The 18,795-nt window shown below is 68.2% G+C and carries 14 protein-coding genes; 10 read left to right on the plus strand and 4 right to left on the minus strand.

The genetic code is table 11. The features are described 5' to 3' along the window. Positions 1-185: 185 nt before the first annotated feature. The gene (locus OEL49_RS16295; protein ID WP_287875671.1) at positions 186-1,682 is read right to left on the minus strand and encodes a methyl-accepting chemotaxis protein; all 1,497 of its coding nucleotides are present in this window, start codon (positions 1,680-1,682) and stop codon (positions 186-188) included. 231 nt (positions 1,683-1,913) lie between these two features. Here OEL49_RS16295 and OEL49_RS16300 point away from each other — a divergent pair, with 231 nt between their 5' ends. The 5 genes from OEL49_RS16300 to bioD all read left to right on the plus strand — a co-directional run bounded on the left by OEL49_RS16300 (position 1,914) and on the right by bioD (position 6,793). Then, complete coding sequence (locus tag OEL49_RS16300; protein ID WP_287875673.1) at positions 1,914-3,257, plus strand: adenosylmethionine--8-amino-7-oxononanoate transaminase; 1,344 nt, start codon at positions 1,914-1,916, stop codon at positions 3,255-3,257. Then, complete coding sequence (gene bioF, locus OEL49_RS16305; protein ID WP_014237897.1) at positions 3,254-4,429, plus strand: 8-amino-7-oxononanoate synthase; 1,176 nt, start codon at positions 3,254-3,256, stop codon at positions 4,427-4,429. Before OEL49_RS16300 ends, bioF begins: the two co-directional genes overlap by 4 nt. Before the next feature lie 10 nt (positions 4,430-4,439). Next, positions 4,440-5,192, plus strand: a complete 753-nt coding sequence (locus OEL49_RS16310; RefSeq protein ID WP_287875675.1) for an alpha/beta fold hydrolase — start codon at positions 4,440-4,442, stop codon at positions 5,190-5,192. Continuing rightward, entirely contained in the window at positions 5,192-5,965 is a 774-nt protein-coding gene (locus OEL49_RS16315; RefSeq protein ID WP_287875677.1) for a malonyl-ACP O-methyltransferase, read from the plus strand. The genes OEL49_RS16310 and OEL49_RS16315 overlap by 1 nt, the downstream gene beginning before the upstream one ends. 174 nt (positions 5,966-6,139) lie before the next feature. Further along, positions 6,140-6,793, plus strand: a complete 654-nt coding sequence (gene bioD, locus OEL49_RS16320) for a dethiobiotin synthase (RefSeq protein WP_130458650.1) — start codon at positions 6,140-6,142, stop codon at positions 6,791-6,793. A 189-nt stretch (positions 6,794-6,982) separates the two neighbouring features. On the opposite strand, the gene OEL49_RS16325 is transcribed toward bioD, so the two are convergent. Beyond that, positions 6,983-10,126: an ATP-binding protein gene (locus OEL49_RS16325; RefSeq protein ID WP_287875679.1), complete on the minus strand. Its 3,144-nt coding sequence runs from the start codon at positions 10,124-10,126 to the stop codon at positions 6,983-6,985. A 226-nt stretch (positions 10,127-10,352) separates the two neighbouring features. Between OEL49_RS16325 and OEL49_RS16330 the strand changes: the two genes are divergently transcribed. The 5 genes from OEL49_RS16330 (at position 10,353) to OEL49_RS16350 (ending at position 14,287) form a co-directional block, all read left to right on the plus strand. Then, positions 10,353-10,892, plus strand: a complete 540-nt coding sequence (locus OEL49_RS16330) for a septation protein A (protein WP_205231229.1) — start codon at positions 10,353-10,355, stop codon at positions 10,890-10,892. Next, on the plus strand, positions 10,892-11,194 hold the full coding sequence (locus tag OEL49_RS16335) for a YciI family protein (RefSeq protein WP_014237903.1): 303 nt from the start codon (positions 10,892-10,894) through the stop codon (positions 11,192-11,194). The genes OEL49_RS16330 and OEL49_RS16335 overlap by 1 nt, the downstream gene beginning before the upstream one ends. Then, a complete protein-coding gene (locus tag OEL49_RS16340; RefSeq protein ID WP_014237904.1) occupies positions 11,191-11,463 on the plus strand; it encodes a BolA family protein in 273 nt (90 codons plus the stop codon). Before OEL49_RS16335 ends, OEL49_RS16340 begins: the two co-directional genes overlap by 4 nt. Positions 11,464-11,505: 42 nt before the next feature. After that, positions 11,506-12,306: a peptidylprolyl isomerase gene (locus OEL49_RS16345; protein WP_152089051.1), complete on the plus strand. Its 801-nt coding sequence runs from the start codon at positions 11,506-11,508 to the stop codon at positions 12,304-12,306. A 142-nt stretch (positions 12,307-12,448) separates the two neighbouring features. Next, the gene (locus OEL49_RS16350) at positions 12,449-14,287 is read left to right on the plus strand and encodes a GGDEF domain-containing protein (protein ID WP_287875684.1); all 1,839 of its coding nucleotides are present in this window, start codon (positions 12,449-12,451) and stop codon (positions 14,285-14,287) included. A gap of 21 nt (positions 14,288-14,308) precedes the next feature. On the opposite strand, the gene OEL49_RS16355 is transcribed toward OEL49_RS16350, so the two are convergent. Both OEL49_RS16355 and purL read right to left on the minus strand, forming a co-directional pair. After that, positions 14,309-14,716 (minus strand): bacteriohemerythrin, encoded by a 408-nt coding sequence (locus tag OEL49_RS16355; protein ID WP_130458653.1) that lies wholly within the window; start codon positions 14,714-14,716, stop codon positions 14,309-14,311. Positions 14,717-14,802: 86 nt separating this feature from the next. After that, positions 14,803-18,780 (minus strand): phosphoribosylformylglycinamidine synthase, encoded by a 3,978-nt coding sequence (gene purL, locus OEL49_RS16360; protein WP_287875686.1) that lies wholly within the window; start codon positions 18,778-18,780, stop codon positions 14,803-14,805. Positions 18,781-18,795 lie beyond the last annotated feature (15 nt).

The raw sequence follows: 18,795 nt of genomic DNA on the forward strand, positions 1-18,795 counted from the left end.
AGGCGAAAGCTGGGGGCGAAAGCTGGGGGCGAAAGCTGGGGGCGAAAGCTGGGGGCGAAAGCTGGGGGCGAAAGCTGGGGGCGAAAGCTGGGGGCGAAAGCTGGGGGCGAAAAAAAACGGCGGCCCGTGGCCGCCGTTTTTAATCTCTGTGTTCTCTGTGCCCTCTGTGGCTAAGCTTTCCCGCCTCAGTCGATGCGGAAGAAAGCGATGTTCTGCTTCAGCCGCTCGGCCTGGGAATGGAGTTCCTGGGCCGTGGCTGCCAGCTCCTCGGAGGCGCTGGCGTTGTGCTGGGTGGTCTGGTTCACCTGGCTGATGGCCTGGCTGATCTGGCCGGCGCCGATGGCCTGCTCCTCGGAGGAGGCGGCGATTTCCTTGACCAGCTGGGCGGTCTTTTCGATGTTGGGCATCATGTCCTGGAACAGGCGCCCGGCGTTTTCCGCCTGCTCCACGCTCTTGCCGGCCAGTTCGCCGATCTCGTGGGCGGCGGCCTGGGAACGCTCGGCCAGCTTGCGCACCTCGCCGGCCACCACGGCGAAGCCCTTGCCGTGCTCGCCGGCCCGGGCCGCCTCGATGGCGGCGTTGAGGGCCAGCAGATTGGTCTGGTAGGCGATCTCGTCCACGATGCCGATCTTGTCGGCGATCTGCTTCATGGCCTCCACCGTGGCGCCCACGGTCTTGCCGCCGACCTGGGCATCGCTGGCGGCCCGGGCCGACATGTCCTGGGTCAGGTGGGCATTGTCCTTGTTGTGCTCGATATTGGCCGACATCTGGTCGATGGAGGCGGAGGTCTCCTCGACGCTGGCGGCCTGCTCGGAGGCGGACTGGGAGAGGCTGTGGGAGGTGACGCTGACCTGGTCCGAGGCATTGACCAGGGCATCGGCGCTGACCCGCACCTCCTGGATGACCTTGCGGGTGCGGTCGATCATGCGTTCGGCCGCCTGCAGCATGAGGCCGATTTCATCCCTGGCGTCGGAGGAGGCATGGACCGTCATGTCGCCCTCGGCCAGGGCCTCCATCACCTTCTGCATGCGCTGCACCGGCCCGACGATGGTCTTCATCAGATAGACGGAGAAACCGATGAGCAGGATCAGGCCACCGATGGCCAGGCTGCCCTGGGTGGTGGCGGCCTTGAAGAAGACCGCATCCACGTCATCGATATAGATGCCCGAGCCCACCAGCCAGCCCCATTCCTTGAAGGCCTTGACGTAGGAGATCTTCTCCACCGGCTCGCTCTTGCCCGGCTTGGGCCAGAAATAGGCGTAGTAGCCCTGGCCCACGTCCCGGCCGATGCGGGACATTTCCGAGAACAGGCGGTTGCCCTTGGGGTCCTTGGTTTCGGCGAAATTCTTGCCATCCATCTCCGGCTTGATGGGATGCATGACGATGTTGGCGTTGAAGTCCATGAGGAAGAAGTATTCCTCGCCCTCGTAACGCAGGCCCTTGATGGCGGCGGCGGCGGTCTGCCGCGCGTCCTCCTCGGAGAGGCGGCCTGCCTGCTGCTCCCGGTAGTAGTAGGCCAGGATGCCGTGGGCCGTTTCCACCACGTTCTTGGTCTTCAGCTTGCGGTCTTCCAGCAGGTTGTCCTTGAGCAGGAACAGCCCCTGGCCGGAATTGACGAGGAAGCCGGCGACCGCCAGGGCCACCAGCAGGAAAAGCTTCCAACCCAGCTTCATGTTTTTCATCGATTGTCTCCCGCCTCTCAACCCTTAGTTGTGCCAGCGATATTGTTTTGGTCGGCCCCTCCCCGCCTCGGTCGGCGGGGCTGCCGCAGGCTATTCTAGCCATTTTGTCGCCGTCTTTGCGCATCGCTTTTGGCACTGGCCTGCCGGGGCGGGTAAAATGGCGGGCTTGAGGTGGTGGCCCCGGCGCCGCGACCTGTCCACCATCCCTGCCCACCATCCCGCCCACGCCCCATGTCCGCAAACCGCCGCCTCCTGGACCGCAGCCTTGCCGCTGTCTGGCATCCGTGCACCCAGATGCAGCACCACCTGGCGGCCGACGGACTGCCCCTGATCCCCGTCCAGAGCGGCGCAGGGGTATGGCTGACGGACTTCGACGGCCGCCGCTACCTGGACGGGGTCAGCTCCTGGTGGGTCAATCTCTTCGGCCACCGCAACCCGCGCATCAACGCTGCCCTCAGGGACCAGCTGGAAACCCTGGAGCACGTGATCCTGGCCGGCTTCACCCACGAGCCGGTGGTGCAGCTCTCCGAGCGCCTCTCCGCCCTTACCGGCGGCGCCCTGGGCCATGCCTTCTACGCCTCCGACGGCGCCTCGGCCACCGAGATCGCCCTGAAGATGTCGCATCATTACTGGCGCAACACGGGCCAGCCGGAGAAGACCGATTTCCTTTGCCTGGAAGGCAGCTACCACGGCGAGACCGTGGGCGCCCTGGCGGTCACCGACGTGGCCCTGTTCAAGGATGCCTACGCCCCCCTGATCCGCCCCGCCGCCGTGCTGCCCTCCCCCGACGCCCGCCTGGCGCGGGACGGCGAGACCGCCGCCGACGTGGCCCGCCGCGCCGCCGCCGCCCTGGAAGCCCATCTGCAAGCCCACCACGGCCACATCGCCGCCCTCATCGTGGAGCCCCTGATCCAGTGCGCCACCGGCATGGCCATGCACGATCCGCTCTACCTGAGTCTGGCGCGGCAGGCCTGCGACCGCTACGGCGTGCACCTCATCTGCGACGAGATCGCCGTGGGCTTCGGCCGCAGCGGCACCTTCTTCGCCCATGAGCAGGCCGCGGTGGACGGCAAAACGGTGCGCCCCGATTTTCTCTGCCTCTCCAAGGGCATCACCGGCGGCTACCTGCCCCTCTCCGTGGTGCTGACCACCGACACCGTGTATGAAGCCTTCCTCGACGATGCCGTGACCCGGGGCTTCCTCCACTCCCATTCCTACACCGGCAACGCCCTGGCCTGCCGGGCCGCCCTGGCCACCCTGGACATCTTCGAGCAGGACGGCGTGATCGCCGCCAACCGGCAGCTCTCGGAGCGCCTGCACCAGCTGCTGGAACCCCTGCGCCAGCATCCCCGGGTGCGCCACTACCGGCGCCGCGGCATGATCCTGGCGTTCGACGTGGAAGGGGCCGACGCCTCCTTCTCCCGCCGCTTCTACAAGGCCGGCCTGGAGCGGGAACTGATGCTGCGCCCCATCGGCAACACGGTCTATCTGATGCCGCCCTACGTGCTCTCCGAGGACGAGGCCCGCCATCTCTGCCAGGGCACCCTGGCCACCCTGGAGGCCACACTCGCATGATCTGGGAAAGCCTGGACGCCGAACTCAAAGCCATCGAAGCCGAAGGCCTGACCCGCCGCCGCCGCATCGTCGATTCCCCCTGCGGGCCGGAAATGGTGGCAGACGGCAAGCCGGTGCTGGCCTTCTGCAGCAACGACTATCTGGGCCTGGCCAACCACCCGGAAATCGCCGAGGCCATGGCCGAAGGCGCCCGGCAGTGGGGCGCCGGCTCCGGCGCCTCCCATCTGGTGAGCGGCCACCTGCGCCCCCACCACCAGCTGGAAGAAGCCCTGGCCGCCTTCGTCATGCGCCAGCGGGCCCTGTACTTCTCCACCGGCTACATGGCCAACCTGGCCATGATTCCGGCCCTGGTGGGCCGGGGCGACGCGGTCTTCGCCGACAAGCTCAACCACGCCTCCCTCATCGATGCGGTGCAGCTCTCCCGGGCCGACAGCCACCGCTACCGGCACCTGGACCTGGCCCATCTGGAAAGCCAGCTGGCCGCCAGCCAGGCGCCGCGCAAGATGATCGTCACCGACGCCATCTTCAGCATGGACGGCGACATCGCCCCCCTGGAAGAACTCTACGAACTGGCCGAGAAATACGACACCTGGCTGGTCATCGACGACGCCCACGGCTTCGGCGTGGTGGGCCAGGGCCGGGGCAGCGCCGCCGCGGTGAAGCTCATTCCCTCGCCCCGGGTCCTCTACATGGGCACCCTGGGCAAAGCCGCCGGCGTCTCCGGCGCCTTCGTCGCCGGCAGCGCTAAGGTCCTGGAATGGCTGCTGCAGAAGGCCCGCACCTACATTTTCACCACCGCCGCCAGCCCGGCCGTGGCCTGCGCCCTGCAGAAGAGCCTGGAACTGATCGCCGCCGGCAGCGAGCGCCGGGCCCATCTGGTGACCCTCATCGCCCGCCTGCGCCTGGGCCTGGAACCCCTCTGCGCCGAGCGGGGCTGGCAGCTGCTGGATTCCCCCACTCCCATCCAGCCCCTGGTCATCGGCGACAACGAACCCACCCTGGCCCTGAGCCGGGCCCTGCTGGAGCGGGGCATCTGGGTGCCCGCCATCCGCCCGCCCACCGTGGCCAAGGGCCAGGCCCGGCTGCGCATCACCCTTTCCGCCGCCCACACCGTGGGCCAGGTGGATGCCCTGGTGGCGGCCCTGGCCGAATGCGGGCCGCTGAAAAATTGAGTCCGACGCCATGAATTCCCCTGCCAAGCGCCCCCTGGCCCTGCTCCACGGCTGGGGCCTGGATTCCCGGGTGTGGGAGGCCCTGCTGCCCCACCTGACGCCCCATTTCTCCGTCACCCGGCTGCAGTTGCCCGGCTATCCGGGCCGCCCCGACGGCGCCGACTCGGTGGCTGCCACCGCGGACGCCCTGCTGGCCGACGTGCCCGAGGGCGCCCTGCTGCTCGGCTGGTCCCTCGGCGGCCAGCTGGCCCAGCTGATGGCGGCCCGGGCCCCCAAGCGCATCGCCGGCCTGGTGCTGGTGGCCACCTCGCCCCGCTTCCTCGCCGGCAACGGCTGGAACGCCGGCCAGCCGGCCAGCCTGCTCGGCGGCTTCTCCGCCGCCGTGAGCCTGGCCCCGGGCCCGGTGCTGCCCCGCTTCGCCACCCTGATGAACCAGGGCGACAGCCTGGCCAAGGACATCAACCGCCAGCTGGCGCCCCTGACCAAGCCCCCCCTGGCGGAAAAGGCCGCCCTGCTGCGGGGCCTGGACTGGCTGCGGGACCTGGACCTGCGCGCCCTGGCGCCCAAGCTGCCCCAGCCGGCCCTGGTCATCCACGGCGAGGCCGACCCCCTGATGCCGGTGGAGGCCGCCCGCTGGCTGGCCGCCCAGCTGCCCCACGGCCAACTGCAGCTCATGGCCGAAGCCGCCCACACCCCCTTCCTGCACGATCCGGCCGCCTTCGCCGGCCTGGTGCAGGCCTGGGCGGAAGGACTGCCCGCCTGATGGAAAAACGCCACATCCGCCGCGCCTTCGACCGGGCCGCCGATTCCTACGACCAGGCCGCGGCCCTGCAACGCCAGGTGTGCGACGCCCTGGAATCCTCCCTGCCGCCCGGGGACGGCCAGCTGCCCGCCGGCTTTCTCCTCGACGCCGGCTGCGGCACCGGCTACGGCGCCGGCCTGCTGGCCCACCGCTATCCGGGCCGCCCCCTGCTCCTGGCCGACTTCGCCCCGGCCATGCTGGCCCGGGCCCGGGATGGCGGCAACGGCGGCCTGCCGCTGTGCGCCGACCTGGAGCACCTGCCCCTGGCCGCCGGCGGCGCCGCCCTCTACTGGTCCAGCCTGGCCGTGCAGTGGTGCGACCTGGGCCACAGCCTCAAGGAAGCGGCCCGGGTGCTGGCGCCCGGCGGCGTCCTCGCCTTCAGCACCCTGGGACCCGGCACCTTCGCCGAACTGGGGGAGGCCTTCGCCGGCATCGACAGCCATCGCCACGTGCTACCCTTCGCGCCTCCGGCCACCTGCGGCGAAGCCATGCTCGGCGCCGGTTTCCAGGAACTGCGGGTGGAGCGGCGCAAGCTGCAGATCTTCTACCCGGACCTGCGCAGCCTGCTGCGGGCCATCAAGGACATCGGCGCCAACCAGGTGGGCGGCGCCCGCCGCACCGGATTCCTCGGCAAGGCCGCCTGGAAGACCGTGGAAGCGCGCTACGAACGCCACCGCAGCGCCGCCGGCCTGCCCGCCACCTACGACGTGGTGCTGTGCACGGCGGTGAAGTGAGCGGGTGGAAATTCTTTTTTGCCACAGAGGGCACAGAGAACACAGAGGGGAAGAACTGTCCGGCTGCCACGGCCGGCGGCAGCATTCCGTCCCCTCTGTATTTCAGGCTTTTCTCTGTGATCTCTGTGATCTCTGTGCCCTCTGTGGCCAACGCCTTTCAGTGAGGACCGCACCATGAAACAGGGTTATTTCATCGCCGGCACCGATACGGAAATCGGCAAGACCTTCTCCGCCTGCGCCCTGCTGCACGCCGCCCGGCGCCAGGGGCTGTCGGCCCTGGCCATGAAGCCGGTGGCGGCCGGCACCGAGGCCGACGGGGATAACGACGACGTGCGCCGCCTGATGGCCGCCGCCTCCGTGGCGGCGCCCCGGGACCTGGTCAATCCCTATCTGTTCGCCCCACCCATCGCCCCCCACATCGCCGCCGCCGAAGCCGGCCGGCCCATCAAGGCGGCGGTGATCCGCCATGCCTTCCAGGAGCTCAAGCCCCTGGCCGAGGTGCTGATCGTGGAAGGAGTGGGCGGCTGGCGCGTGCCCCTGGGGGACGATTTCGATGCCGCCGACCTGGCCCGGGAGCTGGGCCTGCCGGTGATCCTGGTGGTGGGCATGCGCTTGGGCTGCATCAGCCATGCCCTGCTCACGGCCGAGTCCATCGCCGCCCAGGGCCTGCCCCTGGCGGGCTGGGTGGCCAACCGCATCGATCCGGCCATGAGCCGCTTCGAGGAAAACCTGGCCTGCCTGGAGCGGGCCCTGCCGGCGCCCCTGCTGGGCGTCATTCCCCACGGCGTGGACGCTGCCGCGGCCGGCGACCTGCTGCGCCTGCCCTAGGCGCCCGGCAACAAACCCCTGCGGGCACCCGGCCAGGAGGCGCATCCCTGGCCGATGTCCGGCATGGCATGACGGAAAGCGTCGCCGGACGGGCGTCTCCGGCCTGCCGCCGCACGCAACCCACGACTCCCGATCCCCAGCGGGCCATCCGGGCCCAGTTCCCCCACGGCAGGCTCCCGGCTTGCCGTTTCAGGCGGCGGGCGCGTCCGCCAAGAGTTCCTGGCGCACCAGTTCCAGTTCTTCCTGCAGTTGCCGCACCAGCACGCCCAGGGTTTCCACGTGGCCGCCCTTGGCCCGGGTTTCCAGTTCCAGGGCCAGGGCCGTGCCGCGGCCGGCGCTGAAGGTGGCCAGCAGCCCCTTCAGGGTGTGGGCCTCCCGCGACAGGGCCTCCATGTCCTGCCCCGCCAGGGCGGCGTTGAGGCGCTGCAGGTAGTTGGGCAGGTCGTCACTGAACATTTTCACCAGCATGGCGAACAGTTCCTCGTCCCCTTCCAGGCGGGCCACGGCCTCGGCCCGGTCGCAGCGCCGCGGCGCCGCCGGCGCCGACTCGGAGGGGGCCGCGGCAGCCGCCGCCTGGCCGTCTGCGGGTATCGCCGCAGCGGCGCCGGCCTGGCGCAACAGCTCGGGCGGCAGCACGTCGGCCATGGCGGAGAAGAATTCGTCCCGGCGCAGGGGCTTGGAAACGTAGCCGTCCATGCCCGCCTCCAGGCACAGTTCCCGGTCCCCGGCCATGGCGTTGGCGGTCATGGCGACGATGGGCAGGTGCTGACCGTCGCCCCGGGCCGCTTCCGCCGCCCGGATGCGGCGGGTGGCTTCGAGGCCGCCCATGACCGGCATCTGCATGTCCATCAGCACCAGGTCGAAATGGTCCGTCGCCAGGGCCGCCAGGGCCTGCTGGCCGTTGTCCGCCAGGGTCACCCGGTGGCCCCGCTTCTGCAGCAGGGTCAGCACCAGCTTCTGGTTCACCGGGTTGTCCTCGGCCACCAGCAGGCGCAGGGGCGGCAGCACCACCTCGCCCCGGCCGGCGTCGGCCTCGCCACTCTCGGCCGGACCGGCCACGGCCTCCAGGCGGGCGGTGAAGTGGAAGGTGCTGCCCTGGCCCGGGTCGCTCTCCACCCACATGTGGCCGCCCATCAGGCGCACCAGCCGGGTACAGATGGTGAGGCCCAGGCCGGTGCCGCCGAAGCGGCGGGTGACCGAGCTGTCGGCCTGGGAGAAGGCCTCGAAGATGAGCTGCTGCTTGTCCGCCGGAATGCCGATGCCGGTGTCGCTGACGGCGAAGTGCAGGAGCCCGTCCCGGGCTTCGACGCGCACCGCCACCTGGCCTTCCTCGGTGAATTTGATGGCGTTGCCCACCAGGTTGATGAGCACCTGGCGCAGCCGCCCCGGATCCCCCAGATAGCCGTCGGCCACCTCCTCCGGCACTTCGCAGCGCAGCGTCAGGCTGCGCTGGCGGGCGCGCAGTTCCAGGGGCTTGAGGGTTTCCCGCAGCAGCTGGCGCAGGTGGAAGTGGATGTGCTCCAGCTCCAGCTTGCCGGCCTCGATCTTGGAGAAGTCCAGGATGTCGTTGATGATCACCAGCAGGGCGTCGGCGGAGGACTTGACCATCTCCAGGTAGTCCCGCTGCTCCGGCGTCAGGGCCGAATCCAGGGCCAGGTCGGTCATGCCCAGGATGCCGTTCATGGGGGTGCGGATTTCGTGGCTCATGTTGGCCAGGAATTCGCCCTTGGCCCGGTTCGCCGATTCCGCCGCCTCCTTGGCCTGCTGCAGTTCCAGCTCCGCATGCTTGCGCTCGGTGATGTCGCGGAACAGCCACAGGTGGCCCCGGTAGTCCTCCGGCTGGGCCACCTGGGGGAAGAGGTAGATGGGAATGTAGTCCCGCTCCAGGACGCGCCCGTCGGCCAGGCGGATTTCCTCGCCGAGGACGGCGCGCCGGTCCTCCACCACCGCCTCCACCCGGGGCACGAACCGGGCCCCGTCGGCGCACAGGCCCTGCAGATGCTGCAGCACCAGGCGGCAGTCCACCCCCACCAGCTCCTGGGGGTCCACATCCAGCTCGAACAGCTGGCCCAGGGCCTGGTTGGCCAGCACGATCTGGCGGTTCTCGTCCTCCACCAGGATGCCCGCCTGCATGCTCTCGATCAGGGCCGAGAGGCGGGAGGTGGTGGCCATGAGGAAATCCTCGTCCCGCTTGCGCTCGGTGATGTCCTGGAAAGCGGCCACGGTGCCGGTGAAGCGCTCGCCCTCGAAGAGGGGCACGGAAACGACGGAGATGGGGAAAACGCTGCCGTCGCTGCGGGTGAAGGCATCCAGCTCGGAACGGAAGGGCCGGCTGGCCACCGCCGGCGAGTGCAGGGGGCATTCGTCCTGGCTGACGTGGAAGCCGGTGGCGGTCTGGAAGTGGATGGTGTGGTGCACATCCTTGCCCAGCAGCTCCTGGCGGCGCCAGCCGAGCATGCGCTCGCCCTCGGCGTTGATGAAGGTGCAGCGCCCCTCGGCGTCGGTGGCGATGACCCCTTCCCCCAGGGCGTCGGTCAGGCTCTGCAGGAAGCGGCTGTTTTCCTCGATGGTCTCTTCCTGCTGCTTGAGGCGGCGCGAAGCCCGGTTGAGGGCCTGCACCAGCTCGCCGATCTCCAGGCTGCCGTGGTAGGCCGGCAGGCTCTGGCCCCGCAGCACGTCGAGGCGGGAGGCGAAATCCGTGGCCTGGCGCAGGGCTCGCAGGGGCCGCAGGAGAAACAGCAGCAACAGGGTGGTGCTGCCGATGATGGCGGCCAGGGCGGTGACGATGCTGTCCTGCCAGATGTGGCGCTGGGCGTCGGCCAGCAGGTCGAGGCCGATCTCCAGGCGCAGCCAGCCCAGCACCTGGCCGCTGACCACCGGCTGCCACAGCAGCAGGCGGCGCCCGGCCGGGGTTTCCAGCAGGTTGGAGCGGGCTTCTTCGCCGTGGGGCGGCAGCAGGCGGGAAACGCCGTATTCGGCGCTGGAGCCGCCCTGGTCGTCCTTGCGTACCGAGGCCAGGACCTTGCCCCTGGCGTCGATCAGGGTCAGGGCCTGGATGTCCGGATACTCGGCGGAGCGCAGCAGGAAATATTCGAGGGTGCTTTCGTCCCCCAGCACCATCTGGGGCGCCGCGGTGAAGGCGATGTTCTCGGCCAGGGCCTGGCTGTGGCGGGTGATGGTTTCCTGGGACAGGTCGGCCTGCTCCTGCACCGTGTAGGCGGTGAAGGCGAACACGGTGAGCATGAACAGCAGGGACACCAGCAGCGCCACCTGGGAACTGATGCGGTAGGGCAGCAGGCTGAAGCGGCGGCGGACGGCAGGAGTCTGGTTCATGGGCAAGGGCCGGAAGAACGGAAAGTGCGCCCAAAGGGCCGCGACGAAAGGGTCCGGCGGGGCCGGGGAAGCGCCTGCCGGCGGCGGGCTGCAAAGCCCCGCCTCACGGTGTTTTTCGTGACGATTTGTAACCGCAAAGTATAGCAGAGGCGCCATGGACAGCCCGGGGGAAAGCCGCCATAATCCAGCGACCCCAGCACGGCTGCATGCCCCTTTCCGGATACCCATGAAGTTTCTCTTCGACCTGTTCCCCGTCCTCCTCTTTTTCATCGCCTTCAAGTTCGCCGGCATCTACGTCGCCACCGCCGTGGCCATCGCCGCCACCTTCGGCCAGATCGGCTGGCTCAAGCTGCGCCGCCAGCCGGTGGACACCATGCTCTGGGTCAGCCTGGCCATCATCGTCATTTTCGGCGGCGCCACCCTGGTGCTGCACGACGAGACCTTCATCAAGTGGAAGCCGACGGTGCTGTACTGGATGTTCGCCCTGATCTTGGGCGGCGCCACCCTGTTCTTCCGCCGCAACCTGATCCGCAGCCTGATGCAGGAAAAGATGGAACTGCCCGATGTCGCCTGGCAGCGCATGAATCTGTCCTGGATCGCCTTTTTCAGCCTCATGGGGGCCCTCAACCTCTATGTGGCCTTCCACTACCCCACGGAAACCTGGGTCAATTTCAAACTGTTCGGCGGCATGGGCCTGATGCTGGTGTTCGTCCTCATCCAGGGGGCCATGCTGTCCAAGTACGTGAGCGACGAGGAGAAAAACTGATGCTCTACATCATCATCGGCGAAGACCGCCCCGGCAGCCTGGAGGCCCGTCTGGCCGCCCGTCCCGCCCACCTGGAGCGGCTCACCCAGCTGCAGCAGGAAGCCCGCCTGATCCTGGCCGGCCCCTGCCCTGCCATCGACTCCCCCGATCCCGGCCCGGCCGGCTTCTCCGGCAGCCTCATCGTCGCCGAGTTCGCCTCCCTGGAAGCCGCCCGCGCCTGGGCCGATGCGGACCCCTATGTGGCCGCCGGCGTCTACGCCCAGGTCACGGTCAAGCCCTTCAAGAAGGTGCTGCCGGCGTGAGCGACACCCTGGCCGAAATGCAGCGGCGGCTGGCCGTGCTGGCCCCCCTGCGTCTGCACATCGACGACGAGTCGGCGGCCCACCGGGGCCATGCCGGCGCTGCCGGCGGCGGCGGTCATTACCGCCTGACCCTGGTCAGCGCCGCCTTTGCCGGCAAGAACACGGTGGCCCGCCACCGCCTGGTCTACGACGCCCTGGGCGACATGATGCGGGGGCCCATCCATGCCCTCGCCATAAATGCCCTGACGCCGGACCAAGACTCCGTATAATCGCGTTTTACCCCACCCATCACACAGCACAAGGACAAGTTCATGCAGACTATTTCCAAGTCCGCTTCCAAGCTGGCCGCCGCCCTGGTTTGCGGCGCCCTTCTCTCGGCCAATGCCATGGCCCAAAAGGCTCCCGCCGCCGTGGTGGTGAACGGCACCGCCGTGCCCCAGAGCCTGGCTGATGCCTTCATCGCCGAACAGAAGGCCCAGGGCGCCCCCGAAGGTCCGGAACTGCGCGCCGCCGTGCGCGAGGAACTGGTCCGCCGCGAAATCCTCAGCCAGGAAGCCAAGAAGAAGGGCCTGGACAAAAAGGCCGACGTCGCCGCCCAGATGGGTCTGGCCTCCCAGGCCGTGCTGATCCGCGCCTTCATCCAGGACTACCTGGCCAAGCACCCGGTCACCGATGCCCAGCTGAAGAAGGACTACGAAGAGATCAAGTCCAAGCTCGGCGGCAAGGAATACAAGGCCCGCCACATCCTGGTGGACAACGAAACCGAAGCCAAGGTGATCCTGGACAAGCTGAAGAAGGGCGAGAAGTTCGAGGAGCTGGCCAAGCAGTCCAAGGACCCCGGCTCCAAGGACAACGGCGGCGACCTGGGCTGGGCCAACCCCAGCAACTACGTCAAGCCTTTCGCCGACGCCCTGGTGCGCCTGGAAAAGGGCAAGCTGACCGACGCCCCGGTGAAGTCCGACTTCGGCTGGCACATCATCCAGCTGGAAGACACCCGCCCCCTGAACCCGCCTCCCTTCGACCAGGTCAAGGGCCAGCTGCAGCAGCGCGCCCAGCAGCAGATCGTGGAAAACATGGTCAAGGACCTGCGCGCCAAGGCCAAGGTGGAATAAGCCTGCTGGCGGCCTCTCCCCGGAGAGGCCCGCCGATCAAGGGGGAGCGGCCCATGGCCCTCCCCTTTTTTTCATCCCGCGTCATCGCCATGTAACCTCCCCCGCCTACAGTGGCGATCCTGCCTCCCTGGTGGAGAAGACGATGACCGCCGCCTCCCTGCTCGAACGCCTTGCCCTCAATTTCCGCGCCCACTCCCTGCCCGGCGCCGAAGAAGCCGACATCCTGCTCGAACTGATCCGGGAAGGCCGGCTCACTCCCGTCTTCCAGCCGATCCTGGATTACCGGGGCCAGTCCTACATGGGCTTCGAGGGCCTCATCCGGGGCCCCATCGACTCCCCCCTGCACACCCCGGCCGCCCTCTTCGAACTGGCCCGCCGCCTGGACCTGACCATGGAGCTGGAGCGGGCCTGCCGCATCGCCATCTTCCGCGCCTTCGCCCAGCTGAACCTGCCCGGCAACCTCTTCGTCAATGTCAGCCCCGGCTGCCTCAAGGACCCGGAATTCCGCAACGGGGAAACCCAGGGCCTGCTGCGGGAACTGGGCCTGTCCCCCAGCCGCATCATCATCGAGCTGACGGAAAACCAGCAGATCGAGGACTTCGCCGACCTCCACGATGCCCTCATGCACTACCGGGGCCAGGGCTATCGCATCGCCATCGACGACCTGGGAGAGGGTTTCTCCAACCTGCGCCTGTGGTCGGAGCTGCGCCCCGAATATGTGAAGATCGACCGGCACTTCATCCAGGGCATCGCCGACGACGCCCTCAAGTTCAAGCTGGTCAGTTCCATGCACGAGATCGCCGAAACCTGCGGTGCCTACATCATCGCCGAGGGCATCGAGACCGAGGCCGACTTCACCACCGTGCGCGACCTGGGCATCGCCTGCGGCCAGGGCTTCTTCATCGCCCGCCCGGCGCCAACGCCGCGAACCCTGCCGGAAAGCGACACCCTGGCCGCCCTGAAAAATCGCCAGATCGCCATCTTCCCCAATGCCGGCGGCGCCGGCGGCAGCACCGCCCGGGCCCTCAGCCACTTCATCGAGCCCATCGCCCCGGACGCCTGCAACGACATGGTTTACCAGCGCTTCGAGGACAACCCGGAACTGCACGTGCTGCCGGTGGTGCACCAGGGCCAGCCCCTGGGCCTGATCAACCGCCACAACCTGATCGACCGCTTCGCCCGCCCCTTCCGCCGGGAGCTGTACGGCAAGAAGCCGTGCACCCTGTTCATGGACCCGGCGCCCCTGGTGGTGGACCAGAACCTGTCGGTACAGGAGGTGGGGCTGATGATCGCCCGGGCCGCCAAGCACTATCTCTACGACGGCTTCGTCATCACCGACCAGGGTTCCTACGTCGGGGTCGGCAGCGGCCAGGACCTGATGGCCATGATCACGGAAATGCAGATTTCCGCCGCCCGCTACGCCAATCCCCTGACCCAGCTGCCGGGCAACGTGCCCATCAACGAGCATGCCGAGCGCCTGCTGGAGAGCCAGACGGCCTTTGCCGCCTGCTACTACGACATCGACAACTTCAAGCCCTTCAACGACGCCTACGGCTACCGCAAGGGCGACGACGTGATCCAGATGCTGGGGCTGCTCATGGCGGAAGTGGCGGACCCGCGCCTGGACTTCATCGGCCACATCGGCGGCGACGACTTCATCATCCTGTTCCAGAGCCCGGACTGGGAGGAGCGCTGCGCCCGCGCCCTGCGCCTGTTCGACCAGCGCATGCCGACCCTGGTGGCGCCGGAAGACCTGGCCCGGGGCGGCTTCGTCGGCGAGGACCGCAAGGGCCGCACCGTCTTCAATCCCCTGCCCTCCCTTTCCATCGGCGCCCTGCGGGTGGAGCCGGGCCTCTTCAGCTCCCACCACGAGGTGGCGGCGGCAGCCAGCATGGCCAAGAAGCAGGCAAAAAGACAGGCCGGGAGCACTCTTTTCATCGAGCGCCGCCGGCCTGGCCTGGCGGCCGCAGCCGCCATCTGATTACCGTATCGTTGGAGGCGGCTAGAGGGCGCCCTTGGACTTGAGGAAAGGCACGTAGGCCCGATCCACCTGGCAGATGTGGTGCACCAGCCATTCCTTGAGGAAATCCAGGGCTTCCATGGTCACCTCTTCCCCGTCCTCGAAACGCATCAGCAGATCCATGGCCTTGCCCGTGAAACCGTCGTGTTCGGCCTTGTGGGCCGGGGTTTCCGGGTAACCGAACTGCTGGAACAACACCTCCTCGACGATGAAGTGGTTGTGGGTGTAATCCACCAGCCCCTCCAGAATCTGTCCCACCTTGTCCCGGCTGGGGGCCGGGGCGGACAGCTCGTCGTGCAGCGCGTTGGTCTGATCCACGAGCCAGTGGTGCTGCCGGTCGATCTCGGCCAGCCCCAGTTCCAGCTCCTTGGTCCATGGCATGAATGCCATCGCATACCTCCCTGAAAGTTGAGGGCCGTTCCTGTGGCGCGGCGCCGGATCTTCTGTCCGGCTGCCGCCCCCGGCCCTGGGTGTTCCTAACCCACCCAGCGGCGGGCGTTGCGGAACATGCGCATCCAGGGGCTGTCTTCGCCCCAGGCGCTAGGATGCCATGACATTTGCACGGAGCGGAAGACCCGTTCCGGATGCGGCATCATGATGGTGAAGCGACCGTCGGCGGTGGTGAAGCCGGTGACGCCGGCAGGCGAGCCGTTGGGGTTGTAGGGATAGACCTCGGTGGGCGCACCCTTGTTGTCCACATAGCGCAGGGCCACCAGGGCCTTGGCCTGGTCCTGGGCGTTGGCGAACTCGGCCCGGCCCTCGCCGTGGGAGACGACGATGGGCATGCGGGAACCTGCCATGCCGGCGAAGAACAGGGAAGGCGACTCGGTCACTTCAGCCATGACGAAGCGGGCTTCGAACTGCTCCACGATGTTGCGCTGCAGGGCGGGCCAGTGCTCGGCACCGGGCACCAGTTCCTTGAGGGCGCTCATCATCTGGCAGCCGTTGCAGACGCCCAGGGCGAAGGTATCGGGGCGCTGGAAGAAGGCGGAGAACTCGTCCCGGGCCTTGCCGTTGAAAAGGATGGTCTTGGCCCAGCCCTGGCCGGCGCCGAGCACGTCGCCGTAGGAGAAGCCGCCGCAGGCCACGGCACCCTTGAAGTCCTGCAGGGAGACCCGGCCGGCCAGGATGTCGCTCATGTGCACATCGACGGAATGGAAGCCGGCCCGGTCGAAGGCGGCGGCCATCTCGTAATGGCTGTTAACGCCCTGCTCGCGCAGGATGGCCATCTTCGGCTTGGCGCCGCTGTTGATGAAGGGGGCGGCCACGTCTTCGGCGATGTCGAAGGTGAGGCTGGCGGAGAGGCCCGGGTCCTGGGTGTCCAGGATGCGGTCGAATTCCTGCTGGGCGCAGTCCGGGTTGTCGCGCAGGGACTGCAGCTTGTAGGAGGTCTCGGACCAGGCCCGTTGCAGGTCCACCCGGCTCTCGGAGAAGAGGGGCTTGGCGTTGCGGAAGACGCGCACCTGGTCCCGGTCGTTGGGGTAACCCACCAGGGAGTAGCACTGGCCCAGGCCGGCCTGGCGCAGGATGGCGGTGATCTTCTCCCGGTCGGCCCGGCGGATCTGCACCAGGGCGCCCAGTTCCTCGTTGAAGAGGGCCTTCACCAGCAGCTCCATGGAGCGGCCCTCGAGCAGGTCGGGGCGCTTCTCGGCGCCATCCACATCGTTCTGCAGGGGGTCGTAGGCCAGGATGTCGGCGTTGATGGTGATACCACAACGGGAGGCGAAGGCCATCTCGCAGGCAGCGGCGAAGAGGCCGCCGTCGGAACGGTCGTGGTAGGCCAGCAGCAGGCCGTCCTGGTTAAGCTGCTGCACCACGGCGAAGAAGGCTGCCAGCAGCTTGGGCTCATCCAGATCGGGCACCTGTTCGCCGGTGGCGTTGTAGACCTGAGCCAGGGCTGAGCCGCCCAGGCGGTTCTTGCCGGCGGAGAGGTCCAGCAGCAGCAGTTCGGTTTCGCCCTGATCCAGCTGCAGCACCGGGGTCAGGGTGCGGCGCACATCCGGGCTGTGGGCAAAGCCGGTGACGATGAGGGACAGGGGGGAGACCACCTGCTTCTTTTCACCGCCCTCTTCCCAGGCGGTGCGCATGGAGAGGGAATCCTTGCCCACGGGGATGGAAAGCCCCAAGGCCTGGCACACCTCGGAGGTGGCCTTGACCGTATCGAAGAGGCGGGCGTCCTCGCCCGGGTAGCCGGCAGCGGCCATCCAGTTGGCGGAGAGCTTGACGTCGGAGAGCTTGTTGATGGGGGCAGCGGCCAGGTTGGTCACCGCCTCGCCCACGGCCATGCGGCCGGAAGCGGGGGCGTCGAGCACGGCCAGGGGGGTGCGCTCGCCCATGGCGAAGGCTTCGCCCTGGTAGCCCTGGTAGCCCATCAGGGTCACGGCCACGTCGGCCACGGGCACCTGCCAGGGGCCGACCATCTGGTCCCGGGCGGTCATGCCGCCGACGGAACGGTCGCCGATGGTGATGAGAAAGGTCTTGTCGGCCACGGAGGGCAGCTGCAGCACCCGGTAGCCCGCATCCTTGAGATTGATGCTGTCGGCGGCGAAGAGCACGGCGGCGGGCGCCTGGTGTACGGCCTCCCGGGTCATGCGCGGCGGCTTGCCGAGCAGGGCTTCCATGTCCATGTCCACCGGGTCCTCGCCCAGCTTGGCGTCGGTCACCTTGAGGCGGCCATCGGCGGTGGTGACGCCGACCACGGCGAAGGGACAGCGCTCCCGCTCGCACAGGGCCTTGAATTCCTCCAGGCGGGAAGGCGGCAAGGCCAGGACGTAGCGTTCCTGAGATTCGTTGCTCCAGATTTCCGCCGGGCTCATGCCCGGTTCCTCGATGGGCACGGCACGCAGGTCGAAGGTGGCGCCGCACTGGCCGGAGTGGGCCAGCTCGGGGAAGGCGTTGGACAGGCCGCCGGCACCCACGTCGTGGATGGAGAGGATGGGGTTGCCGTCGCCGGGAGCGGCGATGTCGTTCTTCGGCACGCCCATTTGCCAGCAGCGGTCGATCACTTCCTGGGCGCGACGCTGGATTTCCGGGTTGCCCCGCTGCACGGAGGCGAAGTCCAGGTCCTCGTTGTTGGCGCCGGTGGCCATGGAGGAAGCGGCGCCGCCGCCCAGGCCGATGAGCATGCCGGGGCCGCCCAGCTGCACCAGCAGGGTGCCGGCGGGGAACACTTCGGCCTTGAAGGACTGGCCGTCCTCGATGTTGCCCAGGCCGCCGGCGATCATGATGGGCTTGTGGTAGCCGCGCACTTCCGGACCCACGTTTTCTTCATAGGTGCGGAAGTAGCCGGTCAGGTTGGGGCGGCCGAATTCGTTGTTGAAGGCTGCGGCGCCAATGGGGCCTTCCAGCATGATGGAGAGGGCCGAGGCGATGCGGGAAGGCTTGCCGATGCTGGTTTCCCAGGGCCGCTCGGCGCCAGGCACAAACAGGTTGGAAACGGAGAAGCCGCAGAGGCCGGCCTTGGGCTTGGAGCCGCGGCCGGTGGCGCCCTCGTCGCGGATCTCGCCGCCGGAGCCGGTGGAGGCGCCGGGGAAGGGAGAAATGGCGGTGGGGTGGTTGTGGGTTTCCACCTTGGTCAGGATGTGGGTCAGCTCTTCCCTGTAGGCGTAGGAGCCGTCGGCCTGGGGGTAGAAACGGGGCACCTTGGCGCCCTCGATGATGGAGGCGTTGTCCGCATAGGCCATCACCGTGCCCTGGGGATTGGCCTTGTGGGTGGCCTTGATCATGCCGAACAGGGTCTCGTCGCGGGCTTCCCCATCCACCACCCAGGCGGCGTTGAAGATCTTGTGGCGACAGTGTTCGGAGTTGGCCTGGGCGAACATCATCAGTTCCACGTCGGTAGGGTTGCGCCCCGCCTTCTGGTAGATGTCCAGCAGGTAGTCGATTTCGTCCTCCGACAGGGCCAGGCCCAGGTCGGTGTTGGCCGCCACCAGGGCGGGCCGGCCGCCGGCCAGCAGGTCCACGCGGGACAGGCGCTGGGCTTCGAAATGGCGGAACAGGCCGGCGGTCTCGTCGAAGTCGGCCATGACGGATTCGGTCATGCGGTCGTGCAGCTGGGCCGCCACGGCAGCCCGTTCCTCGGCGGAAAGGCTCCGGCCGCCCGGGGTGCGCACCCAGTAGGCGATGCCCCGCTCGATGCGTTCGACGGCGGCAAGGCCCGCATTGATGGCAATGTCGGTGGCCTTGGAGGACCAGGGGGAAATGGTGCCGATGCGGGGCGTCACCAGGAACAGTTCCAGGTCGTCGCCGCGTTCCTCGCCGTGACGCTCTTCGAGCAGTCTGGCCAGCTGGCCGCGGGCATCGTCGGCCAGGGGCTGGTCGAGCTGCACGAAGTGCCAGTAGTCCGCTTCCACCCCGGCCACGGCGGGCACGGCGGCGCTCAATCGAGCCTGGAGACGTTGCAGACGGAAAGCGGAAAAGGCGGGAGCGCCACGCAGGAAGATGATGTCGGCCATGGGATTTCGAGAGGG

It is taken from the genome of Azospira sp. (assembly GCF_030247495.1).
GTDB lineage: Bacteria > Pseudomonadota > Gammaproteobacteria > Burkholderiales > Rhodocyclaceae > Azospira > Azospira oryzae.

Coding starts and splice junctions, on each gene's coding strand:
- OEL49_RS16350 (WP_287875684.1), top strand. CDS start 12,449: ATGACCGCCGCCTCCCTGCTCGAACGCCTTGCCCTCAATTTCCGCGCC.
- OEL49_RS16335 (WP_014237903.1), top strand. CDS start 10,892: ATGCTCTACATCATCATCGGCGAAGACCGCCCCGGCAGCCTGGAGGCC.
- OEL49_RS16345 (WP_152089051.1), top strand. CDS start 11,506: ATGCAGACTATTTCCAAGTCCGCTTCCAAGCTGGCCGCCGCCCTGGTT.
- OEL49_RS16310 (WP_287875675.1), top strand. CDS start 4,440: ATGAATTCCCCTGCCAAGCGCCCCCTGGCCCTGCTCCACGGCTGGGGC.
- purL (WP_287875686.1), bottom strand. CDS start 18,780: ATGGCCGACATCATCTTCCTGCGTGGCGCTCCCGCCTTTTCCGCTTTC.
- OEL49_RS16295 (WP_287875671.1), bottom strand. CDS start 1,682: ATGAAAAACATGAAGCTGGGTTGGAAGCTTTTCCTGCTGGTGGCCCTG.
- bioD (WP_130458650.1), top strand. CDS start 6,140: ATGAAACAGGGTTATTTCATCGCCGGCACCGATACGGAAATCGGCAAG.
- OEL49_RS16355 (WP_130458653.1), bottom strand. CDS start 14,716: ATGGCATTCATGCCATGGACCAAGGAGCTGGAACTGGGGCTGGCCGAG.
- OEL49_RS16330 (WP_205231229.1), top strand. CDS start 10,353: ATGAAGTTTCTCTTCGACCTGTTCCCCGTCCTCCTCTTTTTCATCGCC.
- bioF (WP_014237897.1), top strand. CDS start 3,254: ATGATCTGGGAAAGCCTGGACGCCGAACTCAAAGCCATCGAAGCCGAA.
- OEL49_RS16300 (WP_287875673.1), top strand. CDS start 1,914: ATGTCCGCAAACCGCCGCCTCCTGGACCGCAGCCTTGCCGCTGTCTGG.
- OEL49_RS16325 (WP_287875679.1), bottom strand. CDS start 10,126: ATGAACCAGACTCCTGCCGTCCGCCGCCGCTTCAGCCTGCTGCCCTAC.
- OEL49_RS16315 (WP_287875677.1), top strand. CDS start 5,192: ATGGAAAAACGCCACATCCGCCGCGCCTTCGACCGGGCCGCCGATTCC.